11 protein-coding genes, 1 tRNA gene and 1 pseudogene are annotated in these 11,527 nt (G+C 63.7%); 8 read left to right on the top strand and 5 right to left on the bottom strand.

Annotated features, from left to right (window positions below):
- Positions 1 to 154: pseudogene (locus AAXE93_RS04915) on the bottom strand (photosystem II D2 protein (photosystem q(a) protein)); the annotation flags it as partial.
- A 164-nt stretch (positions 155 to 318) separates the two neighbouring features.
- Between AAXE93_RS04915 and AAXE93_RS04920 the strand changes: the two are divergent.
- From AAXE93_RS04920 to AAXE93_RS04935, 4 genes are all read left to right on the top strand, one after another.
- Positions 319 to 582, top strand: coding sequence for a hypothetical protein (locus tag AAXE93_RS04920; protein ID WP_114987520.1), 264 nt, complete (start codon positions 319 to 321; stop codon positions 580 to 582).
- Positions 524 to 1,261: an ABC transporter ATP-binding protein gene (locus tag AAXE93_RS04925; protein WP_390128722.1), complete on the top strand. Its 738-nt coding sequence runs from the start codon at positions 524 to 526 to the stop codon at positions 1,259 to 1,261. The genes AAXE93_RS04920 and AAXE93_RS04925 overlap by 59 nt, the downstream gene beginning before the upstream one ends.
- A 16-nt stretch (positions 1,262 to 1,277) precedes the next feature.
- Positions 1,278 to 1,349: transfer RNA gene (locus tag AAXE93_RS04930), tRNA-Asn, on the top strand.
- A 282-nt stretch (positions 1,350 to 1,631) separates the two neighbouring features.
- Positions 1,632 to 2,420, top strand: a complete 789-nt coding sequence (locus tag AAXE93_RS04935; RefSeq protein WP_115131221.1) for a response regulator transcription factor — start codon at positions 1,632 to 1,634, stop codon at positions 2,418 to 2,420.
- A gap of 14 nt (positions 2,421 to 2,434) precedes the next feature.
- Here AAXE93_RS04935 and AAXE93_RS04940 read toward each other — a convergent pair whose 3' ends face one another.
- Genes AAXE93_RS04940 through AAXE93_RS04950 form a run of 3 tightly spaced genes read right to left on the bottom strand, consistent with a single transcriptional unit; the run spans position 2,435 to position 6,329 of the window.
- Positions 2,435 to 3,379, bottom strand: coding sequence for a DNA polymerase III subunit delta' (locus tag AAXE93_RS04940; protein ID WP_390128725.1), 945 nt, complete (start codon positions 3,377 to 3,379; stop codon positions 2,435 to 2,437).
- The gene (gene tmk / locus AAXE93_RS04945) at positions 3,376 to 4,005 is read right to left on the bottom strand and encodes a dTMP kinase (protein ID WP_390128727.1); all 630 of its coding nucleotides are present in this window, start codon (positions 4,003 to 4,005) and stop codon (positions 3,376 to 3,378) included. The genes AAXE93_RS04940 and tmk overlap by 4 nt, the downstream gene beginning before the upstream one ends.
- Positions 4,002 to 6,329, bottom strand: a complete 2,328-nt coding sequence (locus AAXE93_RS04950; RefSeq protein WP_390128729.1) for a heavy metal translocating P-type ATPase — start codon at positions 6,327 to 6,329, stop codon at positions 4,002 to 4,004. Before AAXE93_RS04950 ends, tmk begins: the two co-directional genes overlap by 4 nt.
- An 85-nt stretch (positions 6,330 to 6,414) precedes the next feature.
- Between AAXE93_RS04950 and AAXE93_RS04955 the strand changes: the two genes are divergently transcribed.
- Positions 6,415 to 6,936 (top strand): photosystem I assembly protein Ycf3, encoded by a 522-nt coding sequence (locus AAXE93_RS04955; RefSeq protein ID WP_006849793.1) that lies wholly within the window; start codon positions 6,415 to 6,417, stop codon positions 6,934 to 6,936.
- Between the two features lies 1 nt (position 6,937).
- On the opposite strand, the gene radA is transcribed toward AAXE93_RS04955, so the two are convergent.
- Complete coding sequence (gene radA / locus AAXE93_RS04960) at positions 6,938 to 8,335, bottom strand: DNA repair protein RadA (protein WP_006851231.1); 1,398 nt, start codon at positions 8,333 to 8,335, stop codon at positions 6,938 to 6,940.
- Between the two features lie 90 nt (positions 8,336 to 8,425).
- Here radA and rpaB point away from each other — a divergent pair, with 90 nt between their 5' ends.
- The 3 genes from rpaB to AAXE93_RS04975 are packed head-to-tail and all read left to right on the top strand — an operon-like array spanning position 8,426 to position 11,519.
- A complete protein-coding gene (gene rpaB, locus AAXE93_RS04965; RefSeq protein ID WP_025362545.1) occupies positions 8,426 to 9,172 on the top strand; it encodes a response regulator transcription factor RpaB in 747 nt (248 codons plus the stop codon).
- Complete coding sequence (plsX, locus tag AAXE93_RS04970; protein WP_114987532.1) at positions 9,153 to 10,472, top strand: phosphate acyltransferase PlsX; 1,320 nt, start codon at positions 9,153 to 9,155, stop codon at positions 10,470 to 10,472. The genes rpaB and plsX overlap by 20 nt, the downstream gene beginning before the upstream one ends.
- A 57-nt stretch (positions 10,473 to 10,529) precedes the next feature.
- Positions 10,530 to 11,519, top strand: a complete 990-nt coding sequence (locus AAXE93_RS04975) for a beta-ketoacyl-ACP synthase III (protein ID WP_390129743.1) — start codon at positions 10,530 to 10,532, stop codon at positions 11,517 to 11,519.
- Positions 11,520 to 11,527: the final 8 nt, after the last annotated feature.

Genomic DNA, 11,527 nt, shown 5'->3' on the forward strand with positions numbered 1-11,527 from the left:
TGGTGCCTGTCAGCCAGCCACCGATGGCCAGGTAGGCCGTTGGGAGAAGAAGGATGCCGGACCAGCCGACAAAAACGAAGCGGTCGCGCTTGAGCCAGTCATCGAGGACGTCAAACCATCCCCGCTGTGGCGCGCGTCCTACAGCGATCGTCATGAGAGGTGCTTCATGATCCGTTACACGGCCGAGCCTAGGGGGTGATCACCGAAATGGGGCGGCTCCCCGCACCCTTTTCGAGGGGATGAGTAGAAATGCGCATTTTTGGACCGACGGGATGCCGGTCCCTCCGCGAAGATGACGCATCGCTTCTTTCCAACGCTGTGTACGTCATCGAACTGGCCCTGCGCATGAGTCCTGTCCCGGTGTCTGTTCAGCGCAAGGAGCATGCAGATGCCGATGCGCTGTATCAGCAGATCCGCCAGGCCCTCGAGAACGGCCAACCGCGGCTGCTGGAGCTCACCTGCGAGAAAGTGGAAGGCAAAAAAGTAACGCTGCTGGTCAGTGAGGTTCTCGCCGTTCAGCTTTATGAGAAAGCTTCGGCAGCGGGTGGCAGCAAGCGTCCCGGCTTTTCCTTTGATTCCTGACACCTCAACCGCCGAACTGAGCGTTGAGGCCGTCAGCCACCGCTGGCCGAACGGCCAGCAGGCCCTCAACCGTTGCAACCTGGTCATTCCTGGCCCAGGCCTCTGGATGCTGGTGGGCAGCAACGGCAGCGGCAAAAGCACCCTGTTCCGCCTGATTTCAGGACTGCTCGAACCCCAGAGCGGACGCATCGTCTGCCGCAGCAAAACTGCCCTGGTGTTTCAGAACCCAGACCATCAGCTGCTGCTCCCCAGTTGCGGCAGCGATCTGATGTTGGGCATGGACCCTGAAGGGCCCCAGCAGCACCGCCTAAGCACCGTGCGCGGCCTGCTGAGCCAGCTTGGCCTCGCCCAACTGGAGAAGCGGCCGATTCACAGCCTCAGCGGCGGCCAGAAACAACGCCTGGCCATTGCCGGAGCCCTGGCCAGTGACGCCGGGCTTCTGCTGCTCGATGAACCGACCGCCCTGCTCGATCCCAGCAGCCAAGCAACCGTGCTGACCACCGTGCAACGGCTTTGCAAAGACCCCGTGAAGCCAATCACGGCGCTGTGGATCACCCACAGGCTTGGGGAATTGGCCTTCGCCGATGGTGCCGCTCGCATGCAAGACGGTCGGATTGGACCATGGACCCGGGGAACAGAACTGCAACGGCGCTTGCAGGGGGGCACATTCGAAGGGTAAGTTCTTCGGGTCTCATTCCTCGGTAGCTCAGCGGTAGAGCGGTCGACTGTTAATCGATTGGTCGCAGGTTCGAATCCCGCCCGGGGAGCTTTAAAGCCACAGCTCACGCTGGGGCTTTTTTATTGACAAACAGAGGAATTTCGTGACGGGTGATTGCCCGAAGCGGAAGACTTCCTAAACAGCCACCGGCGAAAGACAAGCAAAAAAACCCCCAGATCGCTGTTCCTGCATGCGATTTGCCGAAACAATGCCCCTGGTGAGCTCTTTGTTGAAAATCTGCAGACAGTTGAAAAGCTTGAGAGAATCCGTTCAGCGTTAATCCCTACAGACACGCGCTCGTTATTTCTCCAGCCGAATTGCCGCCGAACCGATGAAGCCCTGCATCCTGCTAATCGAAGATGACCAGGACATGCGCGACCTGGTTAGCGGCCATTTGGAGCACAGCGGCTTCGATGTGCAGCGCGCCGACGATGGCATCAAAGGTCAGGCCCTCGCACTCCAATACACCCCGGATCTGATCCTGCTGGATCTGATGCTGCCCAAAGTGGATGGCCTCACCCTGTGTCAGCGCCTACGGCGCGACGACCGCACCGCTGGGATTCCGATCCTGATGCTCACGGCTCTCGGCGGCACCAAAGACAAGGTGAGCGGTTTCAATTCCGGAGCCGACGATTACCTGACCAAACCCTTCGATCTGGAGGAACTTCAGGTGAGGGTCAAAGCCCTGCTGCGTCGCAGTGACCGAGCTCCTGTTGGAACCAGCAACCACAACGAGATCCTCAGCTACGGGCCTCTCACCCTGGTGCCCGAGCGCTTTGAAGCCATCTGGTTTGATCAACCCGTGCGGCTCACGCACCTGGAGTTCGAACTGCTTCATTGCCTGCTGCAGCGGCACGGTCAGACCGTGGCCCCCTCGTTGATCCTCAAGGAGGTGTGGGGCTACGAGCCCGATGACGACATCGAAACCATTCGCGTACACGTCAGACACCTGCGCACCAAGCTGGAGCCCGATCCGCGCAAGCCACGCTTCATCAAAACGGTGTACGGAGCCGGCTACTGCCTGGAACTGCCCACCAGCGCTCAGATGGATGGCCTGGAGGACGTGGTGGCCATGGCACGCGAAGAGCGCAAGCAGCAAGGTGATCGAGCCTCGGCTTGATCGCCTTCGTGCACCTAGGAGACGGATGCCGTGAGATCGAGCAGCGCCACCTCCCAGGCCAATCGCGGCTGAACGAACGAAAGCAGCTGGCCGCGCAGTGTGTCCAAGCGCTTGAGGCTTGAGGCAGAACTGCCGGAGCGCCAAAGCCGGTGTTGCCACCAGCCAATCAACCACAGCTGCTGCTCGCCATCGAGGGCTTCGCAGAGATCGCGTGCCAACGCAAGTGCCTCCATGGGAGTGGCGGGAAGCGAATCAAGGCGCTGAACCAACTCCTCAGGCAGACCAGCCAGGCTGCGCCGATGGTCGATCAGGGCGCCTGGAGACCCGGCAGCCAAGGCCAGAAGTTCCGGGGCATCCTGAGCTGTGGCACCGGTGCGCTCGAGCACCTGTGCCATGGCCTCGGGGTTGAGCCGAAGGAAACGGATCAACTGACAGCGGGAGCGAATTGTGCTGAGCAACCGCTCGGGGGCTGAGGTCAACAGAATCAGCAGCCCATGGCCGGGTTCCTCCAGCGTTTTCAACAGGGCATTGGCCGCAGCTTCCGCCATCGCCTCAGCAGCCTCAATCACAACCATCCCGCGCTTCGCCTCCACCGGCTGCCGTGCCAGACAGCGTCCGATGTCGCGGATCTGCTCCAAGCGCAACTGGGGCGGCGTGCGGCGGCTGAGCCCCGCCTCCTCGGCTTCGGCGCGGGTCAGCAAACGGCCCTGATGCTGATAGGTGGGTTCCACCCAGAGCAGGTCGGGGTGATTGCGTTCCAGCAGGCGTCGGCGTTCCCGGGCCGAGGGCTGACCATCGGCCAGCAGTCCCTCCAGAAAACGCACCGCCGCCAACTGACGCCCCACCCCTTCAGGGCCGGCAAAGAGATAGGCCGGGGCCACACGGCCCTGGGCCAGGGCCGCCGAAAGCAGATCAACGGCGAGGGGCTGGCCGATCAGATCGCCAAACAACGCGCTCAAGCCAGATGCTCCTGAAGCTGACGTTCCAGAGCAGCACGAACGGCGCTGGCTGACTGATCTGCAGCGACGGCGCACCAGGAGCGCTGCTGGGCCAACTCGGCAAAACCCTGTGCGACCCGCTCCAGAAATGCGGCGCCCTCGGCTTCGATGCGGTCCTCCTTGTCCCCGAGACGGCGCCGCAGGCTCTCTTGCACGGAAAGGCGCAGCCAGAGGGTGAGATCGGGCTGAAGCCCCGTGGTGGCGATCTGTTCGAGCCGCTGAATCAAGTCCCGATCCAGACCGCGTCCATAGCCCTGATAGGCGAGGGTCGATCCCGCGAAACGATCGCTGATCACCCAGTCACCGCGCTCAAGAGCAGGACGGATCAACGTTTCAACATGCTGCGCCCGATCGGCGGCGTAAAGCAGCAGTTCCGCAGTGGGAGCTGGTGCCTCCTGGTCTGCCGTGTGCAGCAGGAGTTCCCGGATCGAACGCCCCAGAGGAGTGCCTCCCGGCTCACGGGTGCAGACCACAGCAGCACCCTTCGGCATCAGACCGCTGTTGGGCAACCACTCGACCAGATGCTGGATCTGCGTGGTCTTGCCGCAGCCATCGATGCCCTCCAGAACAATGAAGCGACCGTTCATGGCAAGCGAAGCGCCAGGGCATTGAGCACCACCGTGATCGAACTCAAGGCCATTAAGAGCGCCGCCAACGGGGGCGACAGCAGCACCCCATGGCTGGGGAGCAAGGCACCGGCGGCCACCGGAAGAACAATCAGGTTGTAACCGAAGGCCCAGAACAGGTTCTGCCTCACCTTCACCAGGGTGCGGCGGGCCAGGCTGAGGGCTTCGGGGAGATTGTCGAGCCGATCGCCGAGCAACACCAGACCAGCGGAGTCCTGCGCGATCTGGGTTCCAGTGCCAATGGCAATCCCAAGATCAGCCGCGGCCAGGGCCGGCGCATCGTTGATGCCGTCGCCCACCATGGCCACCCGCTCCGCCTGACGCAGCTGTTCGAGGCGCTGCAGCTTCTGCTCCGGCAGCATCTGCCAGCCCAGATCCTTGGTGGCAAAACCCAGCTGCTGACCAAGGCGCTGCACAGCCGCCTGCCGATCACCACTGAACACCGAAAGCGCCAGACCGTGAGAACGCAGGCGTTGCAACGCCGGGGCAACATCCGGGCGCAGCTGATCCTCAATCTGGACCAGGCCCACCAGGACAGCTCCCACAGCCACAGCCACCACCGAGCCTTCAGCGGCAGAGAGCCAGTCCTGGGCGGCGGGTGCGATGGCAACACCCTGCTCCTCCAACCAATCGGGCTTGCCAACAAGCACCTGAGCCGATGCACCGTCCACATGACCCTTGAGGCCCATGCCGGAGACAGTGCGAACGTCCTTGCAGCTCAGTAGTGCGAGCTCCCGGCGCTGGGCCTCCTGCAGCAGGGCGTAGGCCAAGGGATGGCGGCTGCTTTGCTCCAGGCTGGCCGCGAGCTGCAACAAAGAGTCCGGTTCATCCCCGTACACATCGGTCACGAGGGGACGACCCAAGGTGAGGGTGCCGGTCTTGTCGAAAACCACATGCTCCAAACCGGCGGCGGTTTCGATCACATCACCACCGCGGAACAGCCAGCCGCGCCGTGCTGCCAAGCCGGTGGCCACCGTGATCACAGTGGGGGTCGCCAGACCGAGGGCACAGGGGCAGGCGACCACCAGCACGGCGATTGACAGTTGCAGGGCCAGACCCATCGGGGTGCTGGCTCCACTGCCCAAGCCGCCGTGATGCATCCCATGGCCATGGTCAATCCCATGGGACATCGCATGGGTCATGGGCATCCCAGGTGCAGACGCCTGCAGAACCTCAGGCCAGTGCTGGGCACCGAACAACCACCAGAACAGAAACGTGGCGAGGGCCAAGCCGATCACGCCGTAACAGAAACGGCCTGCTACACGATCGGCCAGGCCCTGGATGGGAGCCCGACGGGCCTGGGCCTGCTCCACCAGACGAATGATCCGGGCCAGGGCGGTTTCGGCACCGACACGGGTGACCTTCAGCACCAGGGTTGACTCCAGATTGAGGCTGCCGGATGACAACTCCGTGCCGGGCTCCGCCTGCAGCGGCAGGGGCTCACCGGTGAGGCTGGACACATCAACGGCCGAGGCCCCCTCAAGCACCACTCCATCCACCGGAATGCGGTCACCGGCCAGCAGCTGCACGGTTTCACCGGGCCTGAGAGCGCCAACGCGCACCTCACGAATCGCCCCGTCGCTCAACAGCAGGCGCGCCGTGTCCGGCTGGAGCTCAGCCAGCTGCTGCAGGGCCTGACCGGTCCGAAAGCGGGCCCGTTCCTCCAGGAAACGTCCCAGCAGGACGAACCCCAGCAACATCACCGGTTCATTGAAAAAGCAGGGCCAACCCACCTGGGGCCAAACCAAGGCCACCAGGCTGGCCACATAGGCACTGCCCACCCCCAGGCCCACGAGGGAATCCATGCTGGGGGCCCCTGCGCGAGCGGCCGCAACACCGCCCACCAGGATTGGACGGCCCGGCCCCAGCAGAGCCACCGTTGCAAGCGTGGCGTGAAAAGGCAGGCTGCCGATCAAGGGAAGCGACAGGTGACCGGCCTCGCTGAGATGCCCCAGCACCGACAGCAACAGCAGCACAAGGGCCACCATCAGCTGTCGCCATTGCTGCCACCAGCCCGGCAGCGCCTGCCCGGCAGCCGCCGCTCCGATCGGGGCATCCAGGGAACGCTCCTTGGCCGGAAAGCCTCTGTCTGCCAGGGCTTTCAAGACACCATCCACATCACTCTCACCGGCAGTGAGATCGAGCCAGGCCGAGCGGCTGACCAGATTCACATCGGCGCGCTGAACACCGGGCTGATCCAGCAGAGTGGTTTCCACAGCGCGGACGCAACCGCCGCATTTCATCCCTTCCACATCCAGGACGACGGTCTGAACCGAAGGGCTCACAGGTGTTTACGCAACAGGGATCTTTACGAGCAGGCTAGGTCGGGCTCCGGTCCCGTCAGGATGGGGGTCCGTCCGCCGGAGCGCCGTGCCCCGCAGCAACCGCAACGACAACTTCATTGACAAGAGCTTCACGGTGATGGCGGACCTGATCGTCAAGCTGTTGCCGATCAACGCCCGCTCCAAGGAGGCCTACGTCTATTACCGGGATGGCCTCTCCGCCCAGAACGATGGCGACTACGCCGAAGCGCTGGAGAACTACGAGGAGGCCCTGAAGCTCGAGGAGAACTCCACAGACCGGAGTGAAACCCTCAAGAACATGGCCATCATCTACATGTCCAACGGCGAGGAGGAGCGAGCGATCGAGACCTACCGCAAGGCGCTCGAGGAAAACCCGAACCAGCCCTCCTGCCTGAAGAACATGGGGCTGATTTACGAGAAGTGGGGCCGCATCGCCGAGGAAGGCGGTGAGCAGGACGCAGCGGATCGCTGGTTTGACCAGGCCGCTGACGTCTGGACCCAGGCCGTGCGCCTCAATCCCGGCGGTTATCTCGATATCGAGAACTGGCTGAAGTCCACAGGCCGCAGCAACGTGGACGTTTACTTCTGAATCAGTCCTGGTCGGGCTGCACGGCATCACCGAGCGCCAGCACCAGGGCCTCGGTGACGCTGTCGGCCTCCAGAAGAGCGAGATCCAAACCCGAAGCCAGATCGCCCAGGCCACTGCCCCGGGGGACGACGGCCCGCTGGAAGCCCAGCCGGGCCGCTTCCTGCAGCCGAAGCTCCAGCTGACCCACAGGGCGCAACTGCCCCCCCAAACCAAGCTCGCCGATCAACACCGTGCCCGCAGGCAGGGTGAGATCTCTGAAGCTGGCAACTACCGCTGCAGCGACCCCCAGATCCGCCGCAGGCTCCTCCACCTCCAGGCCACCGGCCACGGCCAGATAGCAGTCGAAGCGGGAGAGCGGCAGTCCCATGTGCTTCTCCAGCACCGCGAGGATCTGGTGCAGACGGTTGGTGCCGATCCCTGTCGCCGTGCGTCGCGGACTGGCATAGCTGGTGACGTTCACCAAGGCCTGCAGATCCACCACCAACGAGCGCGTGCCCTCACAGGCCACGATCGTGGCGACACCGGAGGCGCGGGCATCGCTGAGGAACAGCTCACTGGGGTTGCCCACCTCGGCCAGGCCACCGCTTTGCATCTCAAACAAACCCAACTCATGGGTGGCACCGAAGCGGTTCTTGACGGCCCGCAGCAGGCGATGACTAGCGAAGCGGTCTCCCTCGAAGGTGAGCACCGCATCCACGAGGTGTTCCAACACCTTCGGGCCGGCCAACATGCCTTCTTTGGTGACGTGGCCCACCAACAACAACGAGATGTTCTGGCGTTTCGCCAGCCGTTGCAGGGCAGCCGCACATTCACGCACCTGACCGACGGACCCCGGCGCACTGGTGAGGTTGGCGTCATGCAACGCCTGAATGCTGTCGATGATCGCCACAGCGGGGCGAAGGGCCTCCAGCTCCTCCAGCACCAGTTCCAGATCGGTTTCGGCCAGTAACTGCAGCTCCGATGCCCCCCCGGCAAGCCGCTGCCAGCGCAGCTTCACCTGCTGAGCTGATTCCTCAGCACTCACATAGAGCACGGATGCACCGGCCGCCATGGCCGAGGCGCTCTGGAGCAGCAATGTGCTCTTGCCGATGCCCGGATCACCTCCCACCAGCACCAGCGAACCGGGAACCAGGCCCCCACCCAGAACGCGGTCAAATTCCGCCGACCCTGTCGCCAGCCGCTGCAGCGGCTGATCCTCCAGCGAGGCCATGGCCGTGGACCGTCGCGGGGCAGCGGCCTGCTCCGGATCCGGAGCACTGCGGCGGCGACGGCCATCGTCGGCGGGCTGGGATTGCTCCACCAGCGAATTCCAGCTGCCGCACTCCGGGCAACGGCCGAAAAACTGTCGGGCACGGGCTCCACAGACCTGACAGATGAAAACAGCGGTGGATTTGGGCACTGCGAACTGTGAAGAAAGTTGCCGTTGAATGAACAGACCGGGGGGCTGCCCTTTTATTTGTGGCGAGAAGTGACTAACGCCTCGGTGCCCATGACGGCCACGGCTCCCACCAAGGAAACGATCCTCGTGGTCGACGACGAGGCATCAATCCGACGGATCCTGGAAACCCGTCTATCCATGATCGGATACAACGTCGTAACCGCCTGCGACGGCACCGAAGCCCTGGAATTGTTCCCCACCTGCACGCCCGATCTGGTGGTGCTGGACGTGATGATGCCAAAGCTGGACGGCTATGGCGTCTGCCAGGAGCTGCGCAAGGAATCCGACGTTCCCATCGTGATGCTGACGGCCCTCGGCGACGTGGCTGACCGCATCACCGGGCTTGAGCTCGGTGCCGATGACTATGTGGTGAAGCCCTTCAGCCCTAAGGAGCTGGAAGCCCGCATCCGCTGCGTGCTGCGCCGGGTCGAGAAGGAGCAGGTGGCGGGCATTCCCAACTCCGGCGTCATCCAGGTCAGCGACCTGCGCATCGACACCAACAAACGCCAGGTGTTCCGCGGCGATGAACGCATCCGCCTAACGGGGATGGAATTCAGCCTGTTGGAACTGCTGGTGAGCCGTTCCGGCGAGCCGTTCAACCGCGGCGAAATCCTCAAAGAGGTGTGGGGCTACACCCCGGAGCGCCATGTGGACACCCGGGTGGTGGATGTTCATATCTCCCGTCTGCGCTCCAAATTGGAGGATGATCCTGCCAATCCCGAGTTGATCCTTACAGCTCGGGGCACCGGCTACCTGTTCCAGCGCATCGTCGATTCCGTTGCCTCCGAAGGACCCTGATCCCACCCCGGCCCCTCAGCCGCGGCATAAAACAAACCGTCCTCGGGCGATCCGTCGCCTGGTGATTTGGTATCGGCGCAATGCCGCCGTCACAACCATCGTTGATGGAGCTGCCAGCTCAGCAACGGCCGCGGGTTCGATGGCCGGCAACGTGGCGGAAACCGTTGTCTCCGGAGCAGGCACGGTAGCCAGCAGCGTGCTCCAACCGCTGGGGTTTGATCCCCTGCGCTGGCTGCAAGGGGGCACTGATGCCGATGAGATCGACGATGCAGAGCGCCTCTGGGTGGCCGTGGATGGCATGGGCGGTGACCATGCGCCGGGGCCGATCCTGGAGGGATGCCTGGACGCCATTGACCGGCTGCCACTGAAGATCCGCTTCGTGGGGGAGATCGACCGGGTGATGGCTGCCGCCACCAGCCTCGGGCTACGCGAAGCCTTGGAAAGTGCGCGTGCAGCAGGACATCTGGACCTGGTGGCCAGTGGGCCCTCCATCGGCATGGATGACGAAGCCACGGCGGTGCGGCGCAAACGGGACGCCAGCATCAATGTGGCCATGGACCTCGTGAAGAAAGGCGAGGCCGAGGCGGTGTACTCCGCCGGCAATTCCGGGGCGGTGATGGCCTCGGCGATTTTTCGGCTGGGACGGCTGAAGGGCATCGACCGCCCCGCCATCGGCGCCCTGTTCCCCACCAAGGATCCAGGCAAGCCGGTGTTGGTGCTCGATGTGGGCGCCAACATGGACTGCAAGCCCACCTACTTGCACCAGTTCGCCCTGCTGGGGAACATCTACAGCCGGGATGTGCTGCAGGTGAAACGGCCACGCATCGGCCTGCTGAACATTGGCGAGGAGGAGTGCAAGGGGAACGATCTCTCCTTGAAGACCCACGAATTGCTGCGGGACGAATCCAGGCTCCACTTCGCCGGCAACTGCGAAGGCCGGGATGTGCTTTCGGGCGACTTCGATGTGGTGGTCTGCGATGGATTCACCGGCAATGTGCTGCTGAAATTCCTGGAGTCCGTCGGCAGTGTTCTGCTGGGGGTGCTGCGGGCGGAGCTGCCCCGAGGGCGTCGCGGCAAGGTGGGATCAGCGTTTCTGCGCAGCAACCTGAAGCGCATCAAGAAGCGGCTCGACCATGCCGAACACGGTGGTGCCCTGCTTCTGGGCGTAAACGGCATTTCCGTGATCGGCCACGGCAGCAGCAAGGCCCTCTCGGTGGTCAGTGCCCTGCGCATTGCCCACTCCGCAGCCAGCCATGGGGTGATGGAGGATCTCGCAACGCTCCAACAGGGTTGTGATTGACTGACGCGACGTCAATCAACCTCCGTCTTGGTCGAGCCGCTCAGCACAACCAGGGGGGTGTTGTTCCGAGGGTCTGGCAGCGCGACGCCCAGCCGCTCGATCAGCAACGCAGAGCTGGGCCAGCGGGTTGAGACGAGTGACGAATGGATCCGCAGTCGCACAGGCATTGCCGCGCGACGGGTGGTCAACAGCGACGAATCCCTGGCGGAACTGAGCGGGTTGGCGGCGGAACGGGCCTTGGAGATGGCCGGTTGGTCGGCCGACAGCCTCGATCTGATCTTGTTGGCCACCTCCACCCCAGACGACCTGTTCGGTTCGGCTCCACGGCTGCAGGCGCGCCTCGGCGCCACCCATGCCGCGGCCTTTGATCTCACCGCTGCCTGCAGCGGCTTTCTCTTCGCCGTTGTGACCGCCGCCCAGTATCTGCGCAGCGGGGCGATGCGCCGCATCCTCGTGGTGGGAGCCGATCAACTCAGCCGCTGGGTGAACTGGGACGATCGCCGCTCCTGCGTTCTCTTCGGTGACGCGGCCGGTGCCGTCGTGCTGGAGGCCTCAGAGAACGGCCAGGACGATCTCGACGGATTTCTGTTGCGCTCCGATGGCAGCCGCGGCGAGGTACTCCAGCTGCCCCAGGTGAACCAGCGCCAGCCCCTGGTGGGGGATGCCAGCCATCAGTGTGGCGGCTTCGACCCCATCCAGATGAACGGGCAGGAGGTCTACAAATTCGCGGTGCGCGAGGTGCCGGCAATTCTCGAAAAGCTTCTTGCACAGGGTGGTGTTGCCGCAGATTGCCTGGATTGGCTGCTGCTGCATCAAGCCAACCAGCGCATCCTTGATGCCGTGGCGGATCGCTTCTCGGTGCCCTCCGAAAAAGTGCTCAGCAACCTGGCCCACTACGGCAACACCTCGGCAGCCACCATTCCCCTGATGCTGGATGAAGCCGTGCGCGATGGACGCATCCAACCCGGCCACCGCATCGCCAGCAGTGGATTCGGAGCGGGATTGAGCTGGGGTGCAGCCCTCTTCCGCTGGAGCGGGCCCGCCTAATCTCCGGC

It is taken from the genome of Synechococcus sp. HIMB2401 (genome assembly GCF_042883245.1).
GTDB lineage: Bacteria > Cyanobacteriota > Cyanobacteriia > PCC-6307 > Cyanobiaceae > Parasynechococcus.

What these genes read in the sequence shown, in the direction of transcription:
- tmk (WP_390128727.1), bottom strand. Translation starts at nt 4,005, where the DNA reads ATGAACGGTCGCTTCATTGTTCTGGAGGGCATCGATGGCTGCGGCAAG.
- AAXE93_RS04925 (WP_390128722.1), top strand. Translation starts at nt 524, where the DNA reads ATGAGAAAGCTTCGGCAGCGGGTGGCAGCAAGCGTCCCGGCTTTTCCT.
- AAXE93_RS04935 (WP_115131221.1), top strand. Translation starts at nt 1,632, where the DNA reads ATGAAGCCCTGCATCCTGCTAATCGAAGATGACCAGGACATGCGCGAC.
- rpaB (WP_025362545.1), top strand. Translation starts at nt 8,426, where the DNA reads ATGACGGCCACGGCTCCCACCAAGGAAACGATCCTCGTGGTCGACGAC.